The sequence below is a fragment of the Pseudomonas sp. AC242 genome (assembly GCF_979258655.1).
In genome coordinates this window covers 5,697,270-5,720,981 of record NZ_OZ409873.1, presented here as the reverse complement: position 1 = coordinate 5,720,981, position 23,712 = coordinate 5,697,270, and the positions used below count along the sequence as shown (strand labels likewise).

The 23,712-nt window shown below is 55.9% G+C and carries 22 protein-coding genes; 16 read left to right on the top strand and 6 right to left on the bottom strand.

Annotated features, from left to right (window positions below; genetic code table 11):
- Positions 1-74 precede the first annotated feature (74 nt).
- From glyQ to ACZZ0A_RS25780, 4 genes are all read left to right on the top strand, one after another.
- Positions 75-1,028 (top strand): glycine--tRNA ligase subunit alpha, encoded by a 954-nt coding sequence (glyQ, locus tag ACZZ0A_RS25795; RefSeq protein WP_034152298.1) that lies wholly within the window; start codon positions 75-77, stop codon positions 1,026-1,028.
- Positions 1,025-3,079 carry a glycine--tRNA ligase subunit beta gene (gene glyS / locus ACZZ0A_RS25790; RefSeq protein ID WP_007911868.1) on the top strand — a complete coding sequence of 685 codons (2,055 nt, stop codon included), beginning with the start codon at positions 1,025-1,027 and terminating at the stop codon, positions 3,077-3,079. The genes glyQ and glyS overlap by 4 nt, the downstream gene beginning before the upstream one ends.
- A gap of 4 nt (positions 3,080-3,083) precedes the next feature.
- Positions 3,084-3,623, top strand: coding sequence for a D-glycero-beta-D-manno-heptose 1,7-bisphosphate 7-phosphatase (gene gmhB, locus ACZZ0A_RS25785; RefSeq protein WP_463543901.1), 540 nt, complete (start codon positions 3,084-3,086; stop codon positions 3,621-3,623).
- Positions 3,624-3,706: 83 nt separating this feature from the next.
- Positions 3,707-4,486: a lysophospholipid acyltransferase family protein gene (locus ACZZ0A_RS25780; RefSeq protein WP_463543900.1), complete on the top strand. Its 780-nt coding sequence runs from the start codon at positions 3,707-3,709 to the stop codon at positions 4,484-4,486.
- A 168-nt stretch (positions 4,487-4,654) separates the two neighbouring features.
- Here ACZZ0A_RS25780 and ACZZ0A_RS25775 read toward each other — a convergent pair whose 3' ends face one another.
- The gene (locus ACZZ0A_RS25775) at positions 4,655-6,187 is read right to left on the bottom strand and encodes a sensor histidine kinase (protein ID WP_095113129.1); all 1,533 of its coding nucleotides are present in this window, start codon (positions 6,185-6,187) and stop codon (positions 4,655-4,657) included.
- A gap of 168 nt (positions 6,188-6,355) precedes the next feature.
- Here ACZZ0A_RS25775 and ACZZ0A_RS25770 point away from each other — a divergent pair, with 168 nt between their 5' ends.
- Positions 6,356-7,072: a response regulator transcription factor gene (locus tag ACZZ0A_RS25770; RefSeq protein WP_007911873.1), complete on the top strand. Its 717-nt coding sequence runs from the start codon at positions 6,356-6,358 to the stop codon at positions 7,070-7,072.
- 73 nt (positions 7,073-7,145) lie between these two features.
- On the opposite strand, the gene ACZZ0A_RS25765 is transcribed toward ACZZ0A_RS25770, so the two are convergent.
- Positions 7,146-8,144 carry a LysR family transcriptional regulator ArgP gene (locus ACZZ0A_RS25765; protein WP_007911875.1) on the bottom strand — a complete coding sequence of 333 codons (999 nt, stop codon included), beginning with the start codon at positions 8,142-8,144 and terminating at the stop codon, positions 7,146-7,148.
- A gap of 317 nt (positions 8,145-8,461) precedes the next feature.
- Here ACZZ0A_RS25765 and ACZZ0A_RS25760 point away from each other — a divergent pair, with 317 nt between their 5' ends.
- The 7 genes from ACZZ0A_RS25760 to ACZZ0A_RS25730 all read left to right on the top strand — a co-directional run bounded on the left by ACZZ0A_RS25760 (position 8,462) and on the right by ACZZ0A_RS25730 (position 14,250).
- On the top strand, positions 8,462-9,379 hold the full coding sequence (locus ACZZ0A_RS25760; protein WP_463543899.1) for a fatty acid desaturase family protein: 918 nt from the start codon (positions 8,462-8,464) through the stop codon (positions 9,377-9,379).
- Between the two features lie 102 nt (positions 9,380-9,481).
- The gene (locus tag ACZZ0A_RS25755) at positions 9,482-10,405 is read left to right on the top strand and encodes an iron-containing redox enzyme family protein (protein ID WP_007911878.1); all 924 of its coding nucleotides are present in this window, start codon (positions 9,482-9,484) and stop codon (positions 10,403-10,405) included.
- A 16-nt stretch (positions 10,406-10,421) separates the two neighbouring features.
- Positions 10,422-11,144 carry a 2OG-Fe dioxygenase family protein gene (locus tag ACZZ0A_RS25750; protein WP_007911880.1) on the top strand — a complete coding sequence of 241 codons (723 nt, stop codon included), beginning with the start codon at positions 10,422-10,424 and terminating at the stop codon, positions 11,142-11,144.
- Positions 11,145-11,189: 45 nt separating this feature from the next.
- Entirely contained in the window at positions 11,190-11,633 is a 444-nt protein-coding gene (locus ACZZ0A_RS25745; protein WP_463543898.1) for a GNAT family N-acetyltransferase, read from the top strand.
- Positions 11,634-11,649: 16 nt separating this feature from the next.
- The gene (locus ACZZ0A_RS25740; RefSeq protein WP_007949984.1) at positions 11,650-12,504 is read left to right on the top strand and encodes a ThiF family adenylyltransferase; all 855 of its coding nucleotides are present in this window, start codon (positions 11,650-11,652) and stop codon (positions 12,502-12,504) included.
- Between the two features lie 74 nt (positions 12,505-12,578).
- Positions 12,579-13,514 carry an N-acetyl-gamma-glutamyl-phosphate reductase gene (gene argC / locus ACZZ0A_RS25735; protein WP_123376033.1) on the top strand — a complete coding sequence of 312 codons (936 nt, stop codon included), beginning with the start codon at positions 12,579-12,581 and terminating at the stop codon, positions 13,512-13,514.
- A 292-nt stretch (positions 13,515-13,806) separates the two neighbouring features.
- Positions 13,807-14,250 carry a DUF3291 domain-containing protein gene (locus tag ACZZ0A_RS25730; RefSeq protein WP_123376034.1) on the top strand — a complete coding sequence of 148 codons (444 nt, stop codon included), beginning with the start codon at positions 13,807-13,809 and terminating at the stop codon, positions 14,248-14,250.
- 126 nt (positions 14,251-14,376) lie between these two features.
- Here the strand turns inward: ACZZ0A_RS25730 and gyrB are convergent, their stop codons facing one another.
- The 4 genes from gyrB to dnaA are packed head-to-tail and all read right to left on the bottom strand — an operon-like array spanning position 14,377 to position 20,590.
- Entirely contained in the window at positions 14,377-16,794 is a 2,418-nt protein-coding gene (gene gyrB, locus ACZZ0A_RS25725; RefSeq protein WP_007911885.1) for a DNA topoisomerase (ATP-hydrolyzing) subunit B, read from the bottom strand.
- 5 nt (positions 16,795-16,799) lie between these two features.
- The gene (gene recF / locus ACZZ0A_RS25720; RefSeq protein ID WP_007911886.1) at positions 16,800-17,903 is read right to left on the bottom strand and encodes a DNA replication/repair protein RecF; all 1,104 of its coding nucleotides are present in this window, start codon (positions 17,901-17,903) and stop codon (positions 16,800-16,802) included.
- Positions 17,904-17,917: 14 nt separating this feature from the next.
- On the bottom strand, positions 17,918-19,021 hold the full coding sequence (dnaN, locus tag ACZZ0A_RS25715; RefSeq protein WP_007911887.1) for a DNA polymerase III subunit beta: 1,104 nt from the start codon (positions 19,019-19,021) through the stop codon (positions 17,918-17,920).
- 39 nt (positions 19,022-19,060) lie between these two features.
- Positions 19,061-20,590 carry a chromosomal replication initiator protein DnaA gene (gene dnaA, locus ACZZ0A_RS25710; protein ID WP_007911888.1) on the bottom strand — a complete coding sequence of 510 codons (1,530 nt, stop codon included), beginning with the start codon at positions 20,588-20,590 and terminating at the stop codon, positions 19,061-19,063.
- 567 nt (positions 20,591-21,157) lie between these two features.
- On the opposite strand from dnaA, the gene rpmH reads away from it, so the two are divergent.
- The 4 genes from rpmH to yidC are packed head-to-tail and all read left to right on the top strand — an operon-like array spanning position 21,158 to position 23,633.
- Entirely contained in the window at positions 21,158-21,292 is a 135-nt protein-coding gene (gene rpmH, locus ACZZ0A_RS25705; protein WP_003213577.1) for a 50S ribosomal protein L34, read from the top strand.
- A 16-nt stretch (positions 21,293-21,308) separates the two neighbouring features.
- Complete coding sequence (gene rnpA / locus ACZZ0A_RS25700; protein ID WP_042704971.1) at positions 21,309-21,710, top strand: ribonuclease P protein component; 402 nt, start codon at positions 21,309-21,311, stop codon at positions 21,708-21,710.
- Complete coding sequence (gene yidD, locus ACZZ0A_RS25695) at positions 21,703-21,948, top strand: membrane protein insertion efficiency factor YidD (protein WP_077430980.1); 246 nt, start codon at positions 21,703-21,705, stop codon at positions 21,946-21,948. Before rnpA ends, yidD begins: the two co-directional genes overlap by 8 nt.
- Before the next feature lie 2 nt (positions 21,949-21,950).
- The gene (gene yidC, locus ACZZ0A_RS25690; RefSeq protein ID WP_007911890.1) at positions 21,951-23,633 is read left to right on the top strand and encodes a membrane protein insertase YidC; all 1,683 of its coding nucleotides are present in this window, start codon (positions 21,951-21,953) and stop codon (positions 23,631-23,633) included.
- Positions 23,634-23,712: the final 79 nt, after the last annotated feature.

Genomic DNA, 23,712 nt, shown 5'->3' with positions numbered 1-23,712 from the left:
CAGGGGGCGTGCGCAGCAATGAATCGGGTATACTCCCGCTCTTTAAATCGCAGCCCAAGAAACAGGTGAATTTCGTGAGCCAGCCTACGCCAGCCGTGCGTACCTTCCAAGACTTGATCCTCGCGCTCCAGCAATACTGGGCCGAGCAAGGTTGCGTGGTACTTCAGCCCTACGATATGGAAGTAGGCGCCGGCACTTTCCACACCGCGACCTTCCTCCGCGCCATCGGCCCGGAAACCTGGAACGCCGCTTACGTGCAGCCAAGCCGCCGTCCGACTGACGGCCGTTACGGTGAAAACCCGAACCGTCTGCAGCACTACTATCAGTTCCAGGTCGTCCTGAAACCGAACCCGGACAACTTCCAGGAACTGTACCTGGGCTCGCTCAAGCATGTCGGCCTGGACCCGCTGGTCCACGACATTCGCTTCGTCGAAGACAACTGGGAATCGCCGACCCTCGGCGCCTGGGGTCTGGGCTGGGAAGTCTGGCTGAACGGTATGGAAGTGACTCAGTTCACTTACTTCCAGCAGGCGGGCGGCATCGAATGCTACCCGGTAACCGGCGAGATCACCTACGGTCTCGAGCGTCTGGCCATGTACCTGCAAGGCGTGGACTCGGTCTACGACCTGGTCTGGGCTGACGGCCCGATGGGCAAAGTCACCTACGGCGACGTGTTCCACCAGAACGAAGTGGAGCAGTCCACTTACAACTTCGAGCACGCCAACGTCGACAAACTGTTCGAACTGTTCGACTTCTATGAAGGCGAAGCCAAGCGTCTGATCGAGCTCGACCAGCCGCTGCCGTTGCCGAGCTACGAAATGGTGTTGAAGGCGTCGCACACCTTCAACCTGCTGGATGCGCGCCGGGCGATCTCGGTGACCGCGCGTCAGCAATACATTCTGCGCGTACGCACCCTGGCGCGTTCCGTTGCGCAAGCCTACCTGCTGGCACGCGCCAAGCTGGGCTTCCCGATGGCGACCCCGGACCTGCGTGACGAAGTACTGGCCAAGCTGGAGGCAGCACAATGAGTGCGCAAGATTTTCTGGTTGAACTGGGCACCGAAGAACTGCCACCGAAAGCCCTGAACACCTTGGCTGAAGCGTTCCTCGCCGGTATCGACAAGGGCCTGCAAGCCGCTGGCCTGAGCTACGAGACTAAAACCGTCTACGCCGCGCCGCGTCGTCTGGCTGTGCTGATCACCGCGCTGGCGACTCAGCAACCGGATCGCAGCATCAACCTCGATGGCCCGCCACGTCAGGCGGCGTTCGACGCTGAAGGCAATCCAACGCAAGCAGCCTTGGGTTTTGCCAAGAAGTGCGGCGTCGATCTGAGCGAAATCGATCAGAGCGGCCCGAAACTGCGCTACAGCCAGAGCATCGCCGGCAAGCCGACCGCAAGCCTGCTGCCGACCATCGTCGAAGATTCGCTGAACGACCTGCCAATCCCGAAACGCATGCGTTGGGGTGCGCGCAAGGAAGAGTTCGTGCGTCCGACCCAATGGCTGGTGATGCTGCTCGGTGACCAGGTCATCGACTGCACCATCCTCGCGCAAAAGGCTGGCCGTGATTCCCGTGGTCACCGTTTCCATCACCCGCAAAGCGTGCGCATCGGTTCGCCGTCGAGCTACCTCGCCGACCTGCGTGCCGCTTACGTGCTGGCCGATGCCAACGAACGTCGCGAGATCATCAGCAAGCGCACCGAAGAGCTGGCCACCCGTCAGGAAGGCACGGCAATCGTTCCGCCAGCACTGCTCGACGAAGTGACCGCGCTGGTTGAATGGCCGGTGCCGCTGGTGTGCTCGTTCGAGGAACGCTTCCTCGACGTGCCGCAAGAAGCGCTGATCACCACCATGCAGGACAACCAGAAGTACTTCTGCCTGCTGGATGCCGACGGCAAGTTGCTGCCACGTTTCATTACTGTGGCCAACATCGAAAGCAAAGACCCGCAACAGATCATCGCCGGTAACGAGAAAGTGGTTCGTCCACGCCTGACCGACGCCGAGTTCTTCTTCAAGCAAGACAAGAAGCAGAAACTCGAAGCCTTCAATGATCGCCTGAAGAACGTGGTGTTCCAGGAAAAACTCGGCAGCGTCTACGACAAGGCCGAGCGCGTATCGAAACTGGCTGCGTACATCGCCGCACGCATTGGCGGCAACGCCTCGTGGGCTGCTCGTGCGGGCCTGCTGTCGAAGTGCGACCTGGCCACCGAAATGGTCGGCGAGTTCCCGGAGATGCAAGGTGTCGCCGGTTACTACTACGCCCTCAATGACGGCGAGCCGGAAGACGTCGCGCTGGCGCTCAACGAGCAGTACATGCCACGCGGTGCCGGTGCAGAACTGCCAGCGACCCTGACCGGTGCAGCCGTTGCCATCGCCGACAAGCTCGACACCCTGGTCGGTATCTTCGGTATCGGCATGCTCCCCACCGGTAGCAAAGACCCGTATGCCCTGCGCCGCGCGGCACTGGGTGTGCTGCGTATCCTGATCGAGAAAAAACTCGATCTGGACCTGAACGACGCCGTCGCATTCGCGGTGAATGCGTTCGGTGCCAAGGTGAAGGCAGCCGGTCTCAACGAAGCCGTTCTGGAATTCATCTTCGACCGTCTGCGTGCGCGTTACGAAGATGAAGGCGTCGAAGTAGCCACTTACCTGTCGGTACGTGCCCTGAAGCCGGGTTCGGCGCTGGACTTCGACCAACGTGTGCAAGCGGTGCAAGCCTTCCGCAAACTGCCGGAAGCGGCAGCGCTGGCGGCGGTGAACAAGCGTGTATCGAACCTGTTGAGCAAACTCGAAGGCGCGGTACCGACCGAGGTGCAAGCCAAGTACTTCGACAACGCCAATGAGTTCTCGCTGTACTCGGCGATCCAGCAAGCGGATCAGGCTGTACAGCCAATGGCCGCTGCCCGTCAGTACAACGAATCGCTGGCACGCCTGGCGGCATTGCGTGAGCCGGTCGATGCGTTCTTCGACGCGGTGATGGTCAATGCCGACGACGCCAATGTGCGGGCCAACCGTTACGCGCTGTTGGCGCGTTTGCGTGGTCTGTTCCTCGGTGTTGCCGACATTTCGCTGCTGGGTTGAGGGATTGCTGTTGAAACTGCTGATTCTCGATCGGGACGGAGTGATCAATTACGACTCCGACGCTTACATCAAGTCAGTGGCGGAGTGGATTCCGTTGCCCGGCTCGATCGAAGCGATTGCGCAGTTGAGCAAGGCCGGCTGGACGGTGGCAGTGGCCACCAACCAGTCGGGCATTGCGCGCGGCTATTACGACCTCGCCACCCTGGATGCCATGCACGCGCGCTTGCGCGAACTGGTCGCGGAGCAGGGCGGTGAAGTCGGGCTGATCGTGTATTGCCCGCATGGGCCGGACGAAGGCTGCGATTGCCGCAAGCCGAAACCGGGGATGTTGAAAACCATCGCGGCGCATTACAACGTCGAACTGAACAATGTCTGGTTCGTCGGCGACAGCCTTGGTGACCTGGAGGCCGCCAAAGCCGTCGATTCACAGCCAGTTTTGGTAACGACCGGAAAAGGCGCAAAGACTCAGGGCAAAACCCTGCCGGTTGGCACTCTGATTTTTGACGATCTGGCGGCGATTGCCGCAGAACTTATCCACAACTAGAGTACTTCTGAATTTCCTGACCAGGGATTGATCGGGAGTGCGCTTGAACACTCGGGCATTGCCCCGTAACGGTAAACGTCACTATGTCGATACTGCGGGCCATCAGGATTTTTCTCTTTTACCTGCTGCTGGGCACCACCTCCCTGCTGTGGTGCAGCTTGAGTTTTTTTATCGCGCCGTTTCTGCCGTTCAAGGCGCGCTATCGTTTTATCAACGTGTACTGGTGCCGTTGCGCCTTGTGGTTGACCAAGGTGTTCCTCGGTATTCGTTACGAAATCAAAGGTGCGGAAAACGTACCTGACCGGCCCTGCGTGATTCAGTCGAACCATCAGAGCACCTGGGAGACGTTCTTTCTCTCCGCCTATTTTTCGCCATTGAGCCAAGTGCTCAAACGCGAATTGCTTTACGTGCCGTTCTTCGGCTGGGCCATGGCCATGTTGCGGCCGATCGCGATTGATCGCGACAACCCGAAAGCTGCTTTGAAACAGGTCGCCGCCAAAGGTGATGAACTGCTCAAGGACAACGTTTGGGTGCTGATCTTCCCGGAAGGTACGCGTGTTCCTTACGGCACTGTCGGCAAATTCTCCCGCAGTGGTAGCGCTTTGGCGGTGAATGCGGCGCTTCCGGTCCTGCCGATTGCACACAATGCCGGCAAGTTCTGGCCGAAAATCGGTTGGGGCAAGAAGTCTGGCGTTATCACTGTCGTCATCGGCGAGCCGATGTACGCCGACGGTACTGGCCCTCGCGCCATCGCCGAGCTGAACGACCGGGTGCAAGCCTGGAACGAGAAGACTCAGCGGGAAATGGGTTCGCTGCCACCGGCCCCGCAGGCACCGGCGGCAAGTGATCAGATCGCTGTCTGAGATTTTGTGGATAACCTGTGTACGGTTTTGTTGAAAACGCTTGAATATTGAAATTAAGTGATTGATTTACTTACATATTTCTCAAGCTCATAAAACACTGTAAAAGGTGCATAAGTTTTTTTCGGAAGTAAAAAAACCGGCTGATATAGCCGGTTTTTTTGTGCCTGATCATTCGGGGATCAACGGTAACTCAAGCAGGAACGTGGTGCCTTGATCGACCATGCTGCGGCATTCGATTCTGCCGCCATGGTGATCGACCACCGCTTTGACCATCGACAGGCCGAGGCCCACGCCGTCGATGCCCTGGGCCGAGGAAAAGCGTCGGTACTGACTGAACAGATCAGGCAACTCTTGTTCGGCGATGCCTTTGCCTTGATCGGTCAGTTCGCAACATAGCCACTCTCCGTGGCAACTGACTCGTAGTTCAATCGTGGTGTCTGCCGGGCTGTACTTGATCGCGTTTTCCAGCAGGTTGAACAGCGCACGCGTCAGTAGTCCCTGGTCAGCCATGATCAGGCGCTCCTGGGATTGCTCATCCATGTCGTGCAGCAGTTCGATACGTTTCTGCTGGGCGATGGGCAAAGCCTGATCCAGCACGTCCAGCACCAACATCGCGAACAGGCTCGGCTGGAACTGATAGGCCTCGGACTCGGCCCGCGCCAGCAAGACGAAACCATCGGTCAGATCCAGCGCGCGACGCACCTGGCGCTCGATCTGGTCGAACAACGGCGAATCCACCTGGGCCTGATGGCGATGAACATCGAGCAGGGCGAGGATGGCCGAATGCGGGGCACGCAGATCATGGGAAAGAAAGCGCAGTAATACTCCACGTTGTTCCTCGGCAGCACGTTCGGCGCTGAGATCGGTAAGGCTCAGCAGCCAACCGATTGGCGTGTCTCCGTCCACCGGCAGCAGTGCGGCACGCTCCAGGCGCAGGCTGCGTTCCTTGTGATCGCGAAACTCCAACAACGGCATGGCCGACAGCGACGGGCGCGGCTCTGTGGACAACTCCGGATAACCGAGGCTGGCCAGTTGATCGAGGACGTCGTCCCCCACCAGATTGTGATCGAATAGCTGACGAGCCTTGCGATTGCCCAACAGGATCTGGCCTCTGGGATCGCTGATCAGTGTGGCGACGGGCAAGTACTCCAGACCGTCGGCAATAAAGCGACGGGTATCTCGGGTGCGACTCATGGCCTGTTCAAGCGCCATGATCTGGCCCTGCAAGCGATCAGTCCCGGTAAATTGCGTACGACGACGTTCGGGGAACACTTTCGGCTCGCTGTCCAGCCGCGCCAGCTCCCAGCCGAAATACGTCAGCACCACACTCAGACGCCGCCAGTTCCAGATCAAATAGCCGAACAACATACCCAGCACCGCCGGTGTCGGCGACCACCAGTGGCGCATTTCCGCTAGCCCGGCACTGATCAACAACACACACGCCATGCCGATCAGCGTTAGCCAAAGTGCCCATCGCGGTCGCCACAACAGCAACCCCAGCACACAAGCCACCAGCCCTACCGATAACAACGCTCCCGTAACAGGCGTTGCATCGTGCAGATTGACCTGCGCGCGATACGACAACAGCGCAGTCAGCGGCAACAGCACTAGACTTATCCACAACCACTCGCGCACCAGCTGTCGAAACAGTCGCTGCACTTGGCTCGGCTCTCGGCTTTCACGCCGACGATTGTTGTTCATAGGGAAACAGGGCAGGGCGATGTGAATGGTTTCATGGGCCACAGGTCTGAGACGTAGACCGAAGAATCATAGCGGACGTCGACCAATGGCGGGCCGCTTACTTTCCCAGCAATGGCGGAGCGACTATGGTTGTCGGCCAACTGCCCAAGCATCAAGGAATCATCGCGTATGCGCGTTGCGATACTGGACGACGAACCCGCCGAACTGCGTCGGGTCGAGCAAACCCTGCAGCAAATGGCCGACGCTGGCGAGCAGCCGTGGTCGCTGCACAGCTTCGAGCGTGGTGAAGATCTGCTGCGACAGCTACGCCGGGAAACCTTCGACCTGCTGATCCTCGATTGGCAGTTACCCGATCTCACGGGTCTGGCCCTGCTGCGCTGGACCCGCGAGCACATGGAAGCGCCACCGGCAGCGATCATGCTGACCAGTCGCGATGGCGAAAGCGATATCGTCCAGGCCTTGAACGCAGGCGCCGACGATTACGTGAGTAAACCGTTCCGTCCCAATGAACTGAAAGCACGCGTGGCGGCGGTATTGCGCCGGCACAGTCAACAGCGTCCAGCCGCTGCCGAAGTGCTGAGTTTCAATGACTTGGCGTTTGACGATGCGGAACTGACGGTCACCCGCGAGGGCAAGCCGATCGTCATGACCGAACGGGAATACCGTCTCGCGCGTTGCCTGTTCAGCAACCTCGGACGGCCATTGTCGCGGGACTACCTGTATGAACGGTTCTGGCCCCATGAGGAAATGGCTTCGTCGCGACCGTTGGACACGCATATATATCGCCTGCGCAACAAGCTCGGACTGACGGCGGATCGTGGCTGGCAACTGCTGACAATTTATGGCTACGGCTATCGGTTGGAAAGTGTGGCGGCCGTGACCTGAACGGCTGAGCCGAAACTGCCAGGGGGCGCGTTATCCCCACCTGACAGTCCTGTTTCAGTTCAACACAACGTTCTTATACTTTGCTGCTCATCGTCAGACAGGAATGACTGTCGTGCTCAGTGGGCATCGGGAAACGTGGCTGATGAATGGAAGCGATATGGCGAGGAATGTTTGCCAGGGAATCCAGCGGCACCAACCATCGTTTTGATGATTGCGCGAGATGTTCGGTCAGCTTGCCCAACAACTCGCCACTATTGCGCCAATGGTGCCAGTACAACGGCACATCGGTTGGCTTGTCGGGTATCAACTCGACCAGCAAGCCACGCTGCAGATGATCGAGAATCTGCAACTCCGGAACCAGACCCCAACCCAATCCGGCCTCTGTCAGTCGTATAAATCCTTCTGATGACGGACAGAAATGGTGCTCGAAACTTCCGAGCACGCCCAAGGCTGCGAGATAACGGTGCTGCAGAAAATCGTCGGGGCCAAACACCAGCGCCGGCGTGCGGGCAATCAACTGGGCATTGATACCGTTCGGAAAATGTCGGGCGATAAACTCCGGACTCGCCACTGCGCGGTAGCGCATGGCACCGAGCAACAGACTGCGCGCCCCCGCCATTGGCCGTTCAGTGGCACACACACAGGCCGCCACCTCACCAGCACGCATACGCCTGAGACTGACCGCTTGATCCTCGACGACCAGATCCAGCAACAAATTCTGCTCGGCGCAAAAATCGCCCACTGATCGCGCCCACCATGTCGCCAGGCTGTCAGCGTTCAGGGCGACACGCAGGCGTTCCGGGGACCCGTCTTCATCCAGAGAAGGCACATGACTCTGAAGATCACGCTCAAGTAACCGCACCTGCTGAACATGATAAAGCAGCCGCCGCCCTATCTCGGTTGGCACCGGTGGCGTCACGCGCACTAACACCGGACGGCCGACCCTGGCCTCCAATAGCTTGATTCGCTGTGACACTGCGGGTTGGGACAGACCAAGAACCTGGGCTGCTCGTTCGAAGCCTCCCTGTTCAATGACCGCAGAGAGAGCAGAAAGCAATTTGTAATCAAACATCCGTTTTCCTTATGGGTGATCAACAATATCTTTTTTACTTCGAAGCGGAATCTATTGAGAATCGATACTGCAGGCACAACCGTTAGATCCCTCACAGTTGTACTGCGCGCGATTGCTTGGCGTTATTGCCATTCATCAAACTTGATGTATTTCAGAAGCACCCGAGCTGAACAATTAAACATTCAAACCGGAGGTATTAGTTAACACCAGAGCCTGTAAAAGGTACACATAATGGAATGATTAAAAATCAACTCGATAGCTTGCCTAACGATTAGAAAATATCAGCGAAATTCTTGTTCAGTTCGACGGAGTGAGTTGTGCAGAGAACTACATTTACTAATGCCAATCGATTGGCATTGGCCGATATTCAGAGCAGGTCCAGCGATGTAACGTTTGCACTGAAATTTGCAATCTACTTAGCGCTGATTGTAACCGGTGGTTGTCTGGCACTGAGTGGTCATCCATGGGAAATCGCCATAGGCGTCATTCTTCTTGGATCAATGTTCGCCCATGGCGTGGAACTTCAACATCAAGTCCTGCACTCACAGGGATTCCGGAATAAAAAGCTTAACGAGCTGTTCGGCATACTGCTCGGTCTGCCAATGTTGGTTTCATTTGCTGATTACAAAGCCAGCCATATGCACCACCATCGTTACCTGGGCACTCCGGAAAATCGGGAGTTCTTTGATTACGGTGATCAATATGGTGAGTTATCCCTTCGTTCCATCAGCGCGCTATTAACCAGACTTTTGATGGTTTCGCACTACCCACGTTTTTTCAAAAATGTGTTCATTGCGTTTAGCTCGCAGTACCAAAACGTTTCCAGCAACGTTTCCAAACGGATCAAGCGAGATCATCTTTCGATGGTATTGATGATTGCGTTATTGGGTTTGGCCTCCTTTCAGTTCGGTTATGAAATCATCGTCTATCTGTGGATTATTCCGCTCATGTTTGTCGCGGCTCCGGTACACGCCCTGATTGAGATGCCAGAGCATTTCCGTTGCGCAACGGATTCGACAGACCCCTACGAAAACACCAGAACCATCAAAAGCAACGCATTCATGAACTGGTTCACCAACGGCAATAACTACCACGTTGAGCATCATCTGATGCCCGGATTGCCTATTGACCGTCTGCACGACCTGCACGAAAAAATTCATGAAAACTGCCGTTACCTGGAAGTCTCCTATAAAAGTTTTTACTTGGGACTGCTCCGCTCAATGCGCAAAAGCTGACCCGCGCAGCGCCTGTTGCAAGACTGAACGCTAACTCCGACGGGGTGTGGCACGTGCTCGCGTCTGGCGCCTGCTCGCCCCTGGTAAAGCAAAGGAACTGAAATGACTCTACAAGATCGTTCCACGGATCAGACGACCACGCCGCCGTCGACCATAAACTCGCTATCGGAACAGACCGCGCTCAACTCGTTTTATCTTCGTGAACTGGCCGAACCAAGCGCTTACAAAATGGCGCCGATTCACCACGAATATACGCGCACCCATAGACTGGAAGATGAATGGAACGCCTACGAAGAAAGTCGTCTCGATAAAACCCGGTTGCCAAAGAACGCTGCCGAGTTTTTGAAGTGGTACACCCGCCTGCATTCGACTCATCGCGATGAGGTTTCAGCGTTTTTCACTTGGCTGGCTGAAGAGTCGACGCTTGAAGAACTGAGCTTTTACATCGCCATGGAAGAGCAGGTCGACGGTCGCTTCGATGACGTCATCGCCCTGGCACAATTGGGCATGACAGGCGATATGAAGTTGGCGCTTGCGGAAAACTACTGGGACGAAATGGGCCTGGGTACGCTATCCGAAATGCATACCGTGCTGTTCCGTAAATCCGCAGCAACACTGCACGAACTCATCGGCCCCCAGGCCCGCGTTCAACAAGCGCCGGCGGAGGCCCTGAAGAACGGCAATCTGCTGCTGATGTACGCATTACGGCGCCAGTATCACCCTCGTCTACTGGGCGCCCTGGCGATTCTTGAACACACTGCGCCCTACCGGTTCTCCCGAACAGTCAAGGCCATGCGTCGTCTGCACATGCCCGAAGACGTCATCTATTACCACGACATGCATATAAAGATTGATGCCAATCACGGCAAGCAACTTCTCTATCGCGTGCTGATGCCATTGGCGAAGTCATGCCCTGAAGCCATTGAAGAAATGTGTATCGGCTGCCTGATCCGATACAACGTAGCCGTCGACTATTACAAAAGCATCGAACTGGCTATGAAAAACAACAAAACGCTGTTGACGTGATACTTAGAGAACTCTTATGAAAAGCAATCTTGCCAATACTGAGCCACAGACTGTCTGGGCACTCAACAACAGCCGATTTGTTGCAGGGCACTCCGCTGAACTGCTGGGTGTGGATTTTTCCGAGATGCCCGAGTGGGCGCAATTTCAGGGTTATTGGGAAAACCTCGAACTTGATCGTTACATGAACGATGGTGGCATGTACCGCTATCGCCGTTTCGGTAAATTCAAGTGGTATGCGAACGGCAATCGCCTGGAGCAGCAGCCCCATGTACCGTATTCCCAACCGGAGTATTTCAATCCGCTGAACGGTGGCATCGACCGGCACTTCGCCCCCGTCACTGCGGAGATGGCCGACAATGAAGTGCTGAAGAAGCTTCTACTGAAACTCGCCAACACCTTCAGTGAAATCGAAGATGTCCAAGGCTGGAAGATCAACACCTATTTCAATCGTATCCTCGCCACTCCAGACATGACGGGATTGCCGGTACCCGAAGGCAAACATCGGGATGGGGTGAAATTCAGTTGCCTGTTCATGGCCGACAGAAGTGGTGTAGTCGGAGGCGAAACGACCCTGGTCGATATCATGCACCAGCAGCCTATTTATGTGGGCACGCTGGAGAAGCCTTGTCAGGCACTGTTGTTCAGGGATGACACGGTTTTTCACGATACGACAGCCATTCAGATCTGTAATGGAGCTGACAGCGGTTATCGCGATCTGCTGGTTATCGAGTTCCACTGACCGTTCTCGTCCAGTCTTATAAACGTGTCTGGGTGAGGGGGTTGCATGCACAAGGCTGAACGTATGGAGACGGCAGTGACGATCAGGGTTATGCAGAATTATGAATTGCCCATGACGCTGGCGTTGCTGTCGACTTTTTATCCGGATTTGAATAAAGGCCTGCTGTTAGAACGATTGGAAACTGTCGCCAAGTTGAATTGGCAGTGTGTTGGGGTATTCGCAGGAACCGAGTTGGTGGGCGTGACCGGCTATTGGCTGAATACCCGGATTTACTGCGGAAAATATTTATATATCGATCATTTCATCATCAAACCGGGAAACCGATCTCGTGGAGTGGGGGCACAACTGCTCAGCTACGTAAGAGCCTTGGCCGATCATTACCAGTGTGAACAGGTCTGCCTTGATACATTCGTTAGCAATTCGATGGCGCAGTCTTTCTGGACCCGACACGGTTTCTCAATCGTTGGTTTTCACTACGTCGCCAAATAAATACAAGGAGCGTTATATGCAAAATGAATATTCCCGCGAAGTCATTTACAGTCGAATGATCGGCTTGATCAGCCAGGAAGAACTGGCACTGTTAGCCAGCAAGACAATTGCAGTTCCAGGATGCGGCGGTGTCGGATATACCCACGCGGAGACACTGGTACGCATGGGCGTTGGCGGAATCAAAATTGCTGATTTCGATACCTTCGGACCAGAGAACTTCAACCGCCAATTTGGCGCAACGACTCATACAGTCGGACTGAAGAAGGCCGATGTCCTGCGTGAGCGTCTGTTGTCGATCAATCCGGCCTTGCGCATTGAACAGTACAACGGGGTGAGCGCTGAAACAGTCGATGACTTTTTGACCGGTGTGGACATGTTATGCGACGCCATGGACTACTTCGTGATTGAGCCGCGAATTCAGATGTACCAAAAGGCGCGGGAACTGGGTATCCCGGCGGTCGTTTCCTGCCCTATAGGCTTTGGCGGAACGTTGCATCACTTCCATCCGGATTCGATGTCATTCGAAGAATATTTTGCGTTAACGCCCGATATGACTGAGACGGAGAAACTGATCAATTTCGGTATGGGCCTCGACCCGCTGCATTTGCACCGTGCCTATCTGGAAGATCCGAAGCTTGATTTCGAGGAACGTAAAGTTGCCTCTCTAAGCTCTGCCTGTTTATTAGCTACAACCCTGACCTCGACGTTTACCCTGGCCAAGTTGTTGAATCGGGAAATGTTCTTTAAACCAGTACCTTATGTATATCAAATTGACTTCATGGCGGGAAAGTTCGAAGAGACATTGGTCAGTGACGGGGTAGCAGGACTAAAAAACAGTATTTCAAATAAACCTGAAAAACTGTTTGCATAAAAACGTCACCCTGCGCAGCACAGTAAAGGTGTGATAAAGTTTCAAAACACTCATTATCGTGAATTTTCGTGAACATGAAGCCACTTATTTTTATCGACGGGGAAGCCGGTACGACTGGACTTCAGATACATTCGCGTCTGAACGGTCGCACGGATATTGAGCTTTTGCAGTTGCCCTATGCCGATCGCAAGGACCCGGTAAAAAGGGCTGAAGCACTTAACACCTGTGATGTCGCGATTCTCTGCCTGCCGGACGATGCCGCTGTTGAGGCGGTGTCGTTCATCGAGAATCCAAAGGTACGTGTACTTGATCCCAGCTCTGCCCATCGCACCACACCAGGTTGGGTGTATGGTCTGCCGGAACTGACTGCAGGTCAGGCTGACATCATCACGACAGCCAAGCGTGTATCCAATCCTGGCTGCTACCCGACAGGCGCCATCGCGCTGTTGCGTCCGCTGACGGAAGCCGGTGTGGTACCCAAGGACTACCCGGTGAATGTGCATGCCATTTCCGGGTATTCCGGTTCGGGCAAATCACTGATCGATGCCTATGAAATCCCGGATCATCCGCAACACACGGACGCTCCATACCGCGGTTATGGCCTGAACCTTAACCACAAGCACGTCCCGGAGATGATGTCCGAGGCATTGCTGGATCATCGGCCGATCTTCACGCCTGGCTATGGCAAATACCGCCAAGGCATCGTCTTGTACGTGCCGCTGCATTTGCGCTTGTTGCCCGCTGGCGCCTCGGTGCAGCAGATCCACGCCTGCCTCAGCAACCATTACGCCAAATCCGAGTTCATCAAGGTGGTTCCGCTGGATCAGGTCAAGACCGTTACGCAACTGGACCCTGAATACCTGAATGACACCAATCGCCTGGACATCTATGTCTTCTCGGATGAGAAGTCAGGCCAGGTATTGCTTGCCGCGGTGTACGACAACCTCGGCAAGGGCGCATCAGGCGCCGCAGTACAGAACCTCAATTTGATGTTGAACGGTCAGGCCTGATTGCAAGCGAATCTCCCTGTCACCTGGCAAGCTCAATGGTGGCAGGGCAGATTCAAGCATTCACAGCTTACAGATGAGATGACATATTCATGCCTCCTCGCCGTTTAAAAAAATCATAGTTCACGGCATGTAACTTTAATAAAGCGCGTACTGACTTCTCGATAATTAATAGCCGTCTGATTACTGCAAAGTAACCTGGATGTTGGCGCTCGCCTGCAAACCCGTTCATAACTTCACTAGTAACTACACAACTTTTTAACAGCCTCTAGCCTTATTAAAGGATTAACAGTCAATGGCTATTCTCGCGCAGTTTGATCTGGTCAAACCAAAACATTTAAAATCTGATCCGCGCATGGACGGTTTTTATTCTTCTACCGCCTACGTAAATGGTCTAGCCGACGCGCATCCTGGCTTTATATGGCGGGAAGTTCAGGACAATCAACAGCTTCTCGATGAACTATGGGGAGAAGGGTATCTTTATACACTTTCGCTGTGGAAGAGCCCGGCGGCTTTGAAAGATTTCTTGTATAAAACACCGCACAACGACTTTCGTTTGAGAGGTGCGGAGTGGTTCCTGCCTATCAGCAAACCACGGGTTGTGATGTGGTGGGTGGATGAAGGTCATATTCCGACATTGCACGAAGCCCACCAGCGCTTGCAGTTGCTTTGGGAAATTGGACCTTCGCGCGAAGCGTTTGATTTGAAATCGAGTGAGTCTGCGATGGTTCTAAGTTGAACATTGCCTCGGCCCGCTGTAATGAATTCAGGGACCAGCGGTTTATTACTAAGAACACCCATAAAAAAGGCCCGCTGATGCGGGCCTTTTTTGTTTCGGCAACACACACCGAATTGCTTGCGCGGATCAGAAGTCCAGGTTGGACACAGCCAGCGCGTTACTCTCGATGAAGTCACGGCGAGGTTCGACCGCATCACCCATCAGGGTGTTGAAGATCTGGTCTGCGCCAATGGCGTCTTCGATGGTGACTTTCAGCATGCGGCGCACGCTTGGGTCCATGGTGGTTTCCCACAGCTGATCCGGGTTCATTTCGCCCAGACCTTTGTATCGCTGAATGGTGTGGCGCTTGGTGCTTTCAGCCATCAGCCAGTCCAAGGCTTCCTTGAACTCGGTGACCGCTTTCTTGCGTTCGCCACGCTGGATATACGCGCCTTCGTCGAGCAGGGTGCTCAGTTGAGCGCCGAGGGTGACGACGGTTTTGTAGTCGTTGCTGCCGAAGAAGTCGCGGTTGAAGGTGACGTAGTTCGACAGGCCGTGGGAGATCAGTTCGACCTCTGGCAGCCACACGCCACGTTCACGATCTTCACGCAGGCTGGCCTTGTAGACCAGACCGGATTTTTCCACGGTGCGCAGACGCGCTTCGTATTGGGCCAGCCACTCTTGCATCGCTGCGTGGTCGCCGAGCTTTTCCAGGCTTACGGCCGGCAGGTAGATGAAGTGCTCGGTCAGCTCCTGCGGGTACAGGCGCGACAGACGCTTGAGAGTCTTCATCACCATGCGGAAGTCGTTAACCAGACGTTCCAGCGCTTCACCGGAAATGCCCGGGGCTTCTTCGTTCAGGTGCAGGCTCGCATCTTCCAGGGCCGACTGCGTCATGTACTCTTCCATGGCGTCGTCGTCTTTGATGTATTGCTCTTGCTTGCCTTTCTTGACCTTGTACAGCGGCGGCTGGGCGATGTAGATGTAGCCGCGCTCGATCAGCTCCGGCAACTGACGGAAGAAGAAGGTCAGCAGCAGGGTACGGATGTGCGAACCGTCGACGTCAGCATCGGTCATGATGATGATGTTGTGATAACGCAGCTTGTCGATGTTGTATTCGTCGCGACCGATACCGCAGCCCAGTGCGGTGATCAAGGTGCCCACTTCCTGGGAAGAGATCATCTTGTCGAAACGTGCTTTCTCGACGTTGAGGATCTTACCCTTCAACGGCAGGATCGCCTGAGTCTTGCGGTTACGTCCCTGCTTGGCAGAGCCGCCCGCGGAGTCACCTTCCACCAGGTACAGTTCGGACAGCGCCGGGTCTTTTTCCTGGCAGTCAGCGAGCTTGCCTGGCAGACCGGCGATGTCCAGCGCGCCTTTGCGGCGGGTCATCTCACGGGCCTTGCGCGCGGCTTCACGGGCACGAGCGGCGTCGATCATCTTGCCGACGACCAGTTTCGCTTCGTTCGGGTTTTCCAGAAGGAAGTCGGAGAAGTACTTGCCCATCTCCTGCTCGACCGCAGTCTTCACTTCGGAGGAGACCAGCTTGTCTTTGGTCTGCGAGCTGAACTTCGGATCCGGCACTTTCACCGAGATGATCGCGGTCAGGCCTTCACGGGCATCGTCACCGGTGGTGGCGACTTTGTGCTTCTTCGCCAGACCTTCCTGCTCGATGTAGTTGTTCAGGTTACGCGTCAGTGCCGAACGGAAGCCCACCAGGTGAGTACCGCCGTCGCGCTGCGGAATGTTGTTGGTGAAGCACAACAGGTTCTCGTTGAAGCTGTCGTTCCACTGCAGGGCGATTTCCACGCCGATGCCGTCTTCACGCTGGATGTTGAAGTGGAACACCTGGTTGACCGCAGTCTTGTTGGTGTTCAGATATTCAACGAACGCACGCAAACCGCCTTCGTACTTGAACAGCTCTTCCTTGCCGCTGCGCTCATCCTTGAGGACGATGCCGACACCGGAGTTGAGGAAGGACAGTTCACGAATGCGCTTGGCGAGGATGTCCCAGCTGAAGTGAATGTTCTTGAAGGTTTCGCTGGAAGCCTTGAAGTGGATCTGGGTACCGGTGGTTTCGCTGTCGCCAACGATGGCCATCGGTGCCTGAGGTACGCCGTGGACGTAGGTCTGTTCCCAGATCTTGCCGCTGCGGCGAACAGTCAGAACCAGTTCTTCGGACAGTGCGTTCACTACCGACACACCCACACCGTGCAGACCGCCGGATACTTTGTAGGAGTTGTCGTCGAACTTACCGCCAGCGTGGAGGACGGTCATGATGACCTCGGCGGCGGAGACGCCTTCCTCTTTGTGCACGTCTACCGGGATGCCACGGCCGTTGTCTTTAACGGTGATGGACTCATCCGGGTGGATGATGATGCTGATGTCGTCGCAGTGGCCGGCGAGGGCTTCGTCGATCGAGTTGTCGACCACCTCGAACACCATGTGGTGCAGACCGCTGCCATCATCGGTGTCACCAATGTACATACCGGGACGTTTGCGTACGGCATCCAGGCCTTTCAGCACTTTAATGCTCGTTGAGTCGTACGTATTTTCTTCGCTCAATGCCTTCACTCCCGATGGTCGTGGGTCTGGGTGATACGGCCCTGTTCCACGTGGAACAGAGCGACTGGCGTTTCCGTCTGCCAGCCTTCCCTCAATAATTCGTGATCTACACAGGTAATGAACACCTGGCAGCGTAAGTCTTCCAGCAAGCGGCACAGCGCGCGACGGTGGCTCTCGTCCAGCTCGGACGGCAAGTCATCCACCAGATAAATACACTGACCGCGGCGGGCCTGGCTGACCAGATGCCCTTGGGCAATCCGCAGTGCACAGACCACCAACTTCTGCTGACCCCGGGACAAAATGTCCGCGGCGTTGTGTGCACCCAATCTAAGACGCAAATCAGCCCGTTGCGGTCCGGCCTGGGTATGACCCATTTGCTGATCCCGTTGCAGGGATCCGGCCAGTACGGCACTCAATTCCCGGTCTTTGTCCCAGCCTCGGTAATAGCTGAGCGTCAAACCTTCGAGCTCAACCAGTTCGCTCAAGGTTTGTTCAAAGACTGGTTTCAAGGCTTTGATGTAAGCGCGGCGGTATTCATCGATTTCAGCGCTGGCCTGGCACAGTTCCCTGTCCCAAACCGCTTGCGAAACGGCGTCAAGTGTACCATGCCGCAGCCAGGAGTTTCTCTGGCGCAAGGCCTTCTGCAAACGCTGCCAGGTGGCCATGAACCGCGGCTCGACGTGGAACACACCCCAATCGAGAAACTGCCGGCGAATCTTCGGCGCGCCTTCAAGCAGACGGAAGCTGTCGGGGTTGATCAACTGCAGCGGCAGGATCTCTGCCAGTTGCGCTGCGCTGCGGGCGTTCTGGCCGTCGATGCGTATCTGGAATTCGCCCTGACGGTCGCGCGAGATACCCAAAGCGCTATGCCCACCCTCGGCCAGTTCGACCTGACCGAACACGGTACAGGCGAGCTGCTCGTACTGGATGACCGGCAAAAGCCGCGTGCTACGAAACGAACGGGCAAGCCCCAGCAGATGAATGGCTTCCAGAACACTGGTTTTGCCGCTGCCGTTGGCGCCGTAAAGAATGTTGATGCGGGGGGAGGGGGAGAAGGTCACCGGGTGCAGATTGCGCACCGCGGTGACCGAAACACGACTTAAGGACATCCAGAGTCAGCTGATTACAGACGCATCGGCATGACAACGTAAGCCGAATCGTCGTTGTCCGACTCTTGCACCAGCGCACTGCTGTTGGAGTCGGACAGGATCAGGCGAACCTGCTCGGTGGTCATCACGCCCAGCACGTCGAGCAAGTAGCTCACGTTGAAGCCGATTTCCAGGGAGCCGCCGTTGTATTCAACGCCCACTTCTTCTTCCGCTTCTTCCTGCTCCGGGTTGTTGGCCTGGATCTTTAACTGACCGCTGGCCAGCTGCAGACGGATACCACGGTACTTCTCGTTGGACAGAATCGCGGTACGGCTGAACGCTTCGCGCAGCGCCTGACGATCGCCCAATACCAGCTTGTCGCCGCCCTTAGGTAGCACGCGCTCGTAGTCCGGGAATTTGCCGTCGACCAGTTTCGAGGTGAAGGTGAATTCGCCGGTGGTCGCGCGGATGTGGTGCTGACCCAGCACGATGCTGACATTGCCGTCCGGCTCGGTGAGCAGACGCGCCAGTTCGAGGATACCTTTGCGCGGCACGATCACCTGGTGACGATCCGGCTGGCCGATATCGGCTTTCATCGAGCACATGGCCAGACGGTGACCGTCGGTGGCCACAGCGCGGATGATGCCCTCGGACACTTCCAGCAACATGCCGTTGAGGTAGTAACGCACGTCCTGCTGAGCCATGGCGAAGCTGGTGCGTTCGATCAGGCGACGCAGTTTGCTTTGCTCGAGGCTGCAGGTCAGCGAACCCGGGCCTTCTTCAACGGTCGGGAAATCGTTGGCCGGCAAGGTCGACAGGGTGAAACGGCTACGGCCGGCTTTTACCACCAGCTTCTGCTCGTCGACCTTGATGTCGATCAGCGCGTCGTTGGGCAGGCTTTTGCAGATATCCATCAGCTTGCGCGCAGGCACGGTGATGGAACCTGTTTCTGCCGGCTCCTCGAGTTGCACACGACCGACCAGTTCGACCTCAAGATCGGTACCGGTCAGCGACAGTTGCTGGCCTTCGACTACCAACAGCACGTTGGACAGTACCGGCAAGGTCTGTCGACGCTCGACGACGCCTGCGACCAGTTGCAGGGGTTTCAACAGGGCTTCGCGTTGAATGGTGAAATGCATGGTCTAGTCCCTTGCCTTAATAAGCTGCGCTGGTGTTCATCAAGTGGTCAGTGTACGCAGCAGGTTCTTGTAGTCCTCGCGGATGTCCGCGTCGGATTCCTTAAGTTCGTTGATCTTGCGGCAGGCGTGCAACACGGTGGTGTGGTCACGGCCGCCAAACACATCGCCGATTTCCGGCAGGCTGTGGTTGGTCAGCTCCTTGGACAACGCCATGGCTACCTGACGCGGACGCGCTACCGAGCGCGAACGGCGCTTGGACAGCAGGTCCGAGATCTTGATCTTGTAGTACTCGGCGACGGTGCGCTGAATGTTATCCACAGAGACCAGTTTGTCCTGCAACGCCAACAGGTCTTTCAGGGATTCGCGAATCAGCTCGATGGTGATGTCGCGGCCCATGAAGTGCGAGTGGGCGATCACGCGTTTCAACGCGCCTTCCAGCTCACGGACGTTGGAGCGAATACGCTGGGCAATGAAGAACGCGGCGTCGTGCGGCAAGTCGACTTTGGCCTGGTCGGCCTTCTTCATCAAGATCGCCACGCGCGTTTCCAGTTCCGGCGGCTCGACGGCAACCGTCAGGCCCCAGCCGAAGCGGGATTTGAGGCGCTCTTCAAGGCCTTCGATTTCTTTCGGGTAGCGGTCACTGGTGAGAATGACCTGCTGGCCACCTTCAAGCAGGGCGTTGAAAGTGTGGAAAAACTCTTCCTGCGAACGCTCCTTGCGAGCAAAGAACTGAATGTCGTCGATCAGCAAGGCATCCACCGAACGGTAGAAACGCTTGAACTCGTTGATCGCGTTCAGTTGCAGCGCCTTGACCATGTCGGCGACGAAACGCTCGGAATGCAGGTACACGACCTTGGCATTCGGGTTCTTCTTTAACAGGTGGTTACCCACCGCGTGCATCAAGTGGGTTTTACCCAGGCCGACGCCACCATAAAGGAACAGTGGGTTGTAGCCGTGCTTGGGGTTGTCCGCCACTTGCCAGGCCGCCGCGCGGGCGAGCTGGTTGGATTTACCTTCGACGAAGTTTTCGAAGGTGAAGGTGCGGTTCAGGTAACTGGTGTGCTTGAGCGCGCCTTCGACCTGCACGGTACGTTGTTCGGCGCGGACCGGGGCTTGCTGGGAAGCGGCACCGGACATCGGGTCGAAACTGTCGCGAGACGGTTCATCGCTGACTTCGGGGCTTTTCTGCGTCGAACGCTTGGCTGCCGGCGCTGACGTCTGGGTGGGTGCCGGCGTACTCACAGGCGTGGCATTTGCCTGGGCCTGCTGGGAAACCTGCGCGGCTGCAAGCGGCGCGTTCGGTGCGGCACGCGGAGCGGAACTGCGTTTGCTGCCTATTAATAAGGAGAGCGCTGGCGCCATGCCGTTGCCATGCTCATCCAGCAGCTCAAGGACACGACCCAGGTACTTTTCGTTGACCCAGTCCAGCACAAAACGGTTCGGTGCGTAGACGCGCAACTCGTCGCCTTCGGCTTCGACCTGTAGTGGACGGATCCAGGTGTTGAATTGTTGGGCAGGCAGCTCCTCGCGCAAAAGCTCCACGCACTGCTGCCAAAGTTCCACTGACACGGATATCCCCTAAGTTGAAAGCCGGTGAGGCAAAAACAAGCGGCCATTGTAGCGGCGAGCCGTCCACTTATCCACATGCAGGTTGCCCGGTGACCATGATTTATCAACGCGTTAACCGCTAAAAAAACGACCAACGGTGTGTGAATAAGCTCTGTGGATAACCGCCACTAAGGGCACTGGACAACTGGGGGTTGAACTCGGTGGATAACCTGCCTGTGGATAACATGCCATTCCACACACAGGTTATCCGACAGTGCAGCACAGGCTGAACACGGTTTTCCACTGTAGTTGTCATTCTCTGTACATCACGTCAAACAAGGGCTAATGCCACTTATCCACAGAAGACGGTGTACCTAGCTTTTATAAGCTTTACAGAAAAGCTTTAAATAATTCCCTTCTTTATTTTTATGTATGGCGAGCAGGTGATCGGGCAAAGAACACCTCGAGATCTATTTATAAGGAAACGTTGGTTGGAAATTGACCTGAAGGCTTGCTTTCTCTAGAATCCCCGGTCTCTTAAAACGGGGGCCATTCCGGCCCGTTGTGGACGAACCAGGTAACACGACAATGAAACGTACTTTCCAACCAAGCACTATCAAACGCGCTCGTACCCACGGTTTCCGTGCTCGCATGGCTACCAAGAACGGCCGTGCAGTCCTGTCGCGTCGTCGCGCCAAAGGTCGTGCGCGTCTGGCAGTTTGATAATCCGGTACTGGAGGTGAGTCAGGACTTCAGTCGGGAAAAGCGTCTGCTTACCCCCCGGCATTTCAAGGCAGTCTTTGACTCCCCTACCGGCAAGGTTCCGGGGAAAAATCTCCTGCTCCTTGCACGCAACAACGATCTTGATCACCCCCGTCTCGGGCTGGTTATCGGGAAAAAGAGCGTAAAGCTCTCCGTTGAGCGCAATCGCCTCAAACGTTTGATGCGCGAATCATTCCGTCTGCACCAGGATTCACTGGTCGGCTGGGATATCGTTATCGTCGCGCGCAAAGGTCTGGGCGATGTAGAAAACCCCGAATTGATTCAGCATTTCGGCAAACTCTGGAAGCGTCTTGCACGCAGCAAGCCCGTTCCAGAAGTCAAAACCGAAACTGTAGGGGTAGACAGTCCAGATGCGTAAACTGGCCCTCGTTCCGATCCAGTTTTATCGCTATGCCATTAGTCCTTTAATGGCCAACCACTGTCGTTTCTACCCCAGTTGTTCCTGCTACGCGTTAGAAGCCATCGAAAATCATGGCCTTCTGCGCGGTGGCTGGCTGGCCTTTCGTCGTTTAGGTCGCTGTCATCCGTGGAATCCCGGTGGTTATGACCCGGTTCCACCTATCCCTACCTCCCGTTCTTCTTCGATGGCCGAGTAATCATGGATATCAAACGCACGATCCTGATCGTCGCCCTGGCAATCGTGGCCTACGTTATGGTCCTTAAATGGAACCAGGACTATGGTCAGGCTGCCCTGCCGACTCAGAATGTTGCTTCCAGTACGACTACATCCGGTTTGCCGGACACCGCCACTGGCAATAATGCTGCCGCCAGTGACGATATTCCGCGCGCCGCTAGCGATACCAGCGCACCTGCCGAAACGCCGGTGGCCGCCAGCAAGGATCTGATCCAGATCAAAACCGACGTGCTCGATCTCGCGATCGATCCACAAGGTGGCGATGTCGCTCAACTCACCTTGCCTCTGTATCCACGTCGTCAGGATCGTCCTGATGTGCCGTTCCAACTGTTCGATAACGGTGGCGAACGTGTTTATCTGGCCCAAAGCGGTCTGATCGGCACCAATGGCCCGGATGCAAATCCGGCCGGTCGTCCGGTCTACTCTTCGGAGAAGAAGACTTATCAACTGGCTGACGGTCAGGACCAACTGGTCGTCGACCTGAAGTTCAGCAAGGACGGCGTCAACTACATCAAGCGTTTCACCCTGAAACGCGGCCTGTATGACGTAGCCGTTTCCTACATTGTGGATAACCAGAGCGCTCAGCCCTGGAACGGCGCAATGTTTGCTCAGTTGAAACGCGACAACAGCGCTGATCCTTCGTCCACTACTGCTACTGGCACCGCGACTTACCTGGGCGCCGCCCTGTGGACAAGTTCGGAGCCGTACAAGAAAGTGTCCATGAAGGACATGGACAAGGCGCAGCTGAAAGAAACCGTCACCGGTGGCTGGGTAGCCTGGCTGCAACACTACTTCGTGACCGCGTGGATTCCGGCCAAGGGCGAAAACAACATCGTCCAGACCCGTAAAGACAGCAAAGGCAACTACATCATCGGTTACACCGGTCCGACACTGACCGCTGCTCCGGGTGCCAAAGTTGAAACCAGCGCTGTGCTGTACGCCGGTCCGAAAAGCCAGGCTGTGCTGAAAGAGTTGTCCCCAGGTCTGGAACTGACCGTCGACTACGGCATTCTGTGGTTCATTGCCCAGCCAATCTTCTGGCTGCTGCAACACATCCACGCCATCGTCGGTAACTGGGGCTGGTCGATCATCTTCCTGACCATGCTGATCAAGGGTATTTTCTTCCCGCTGTCGGCTGCCAGCTACAAATCGATGGCGCGCATGCGTGCTGTTGCGCCGAAACTGGCTGCTCTGAAAGAGCAACATGGCGATGACCGGCAGAAAATGTCGCAAGCCATGATGGAGCTGTACAAGAAAGAGAAGATTAATCCGCTGGGCGGCTGCTTGCCGATCCTCGTGCAGATGCCGGTTTTCCTTTCGCTGTACTGGGTTCTGCTGGAAAGCGTGGAAATGCGCCAGGCGCCTTTCATGCTGTGGATCACTGACCTGTCGATCAAGGATCCGTTCTTCATTCTGCCGATCATCATGGGCGCAACCATGTTCATCCAGCAGCAGCTGAACCCGACTCCTCCGGATCCGATGCAGGCGAAGGTCATGAAAATGATGCCAATCATCTTCACCTTCTTCTTCCTGTGGTTCCCGGCAGGTCTGGTGCTGTACTGGGTTGTGAACAACTGCCTGTCGATTGCACAACAGTGGTACATCACGCGTAAGATCGAAGCGGCGACGAAAAAAGCCGAGGCGTAGCTTGCACTGTGGATAACACCACTCAAAACGCCCCCTAGTGGGGCGTTTTGCTATCTGCCACTTTTGTCTGGATTCCGGT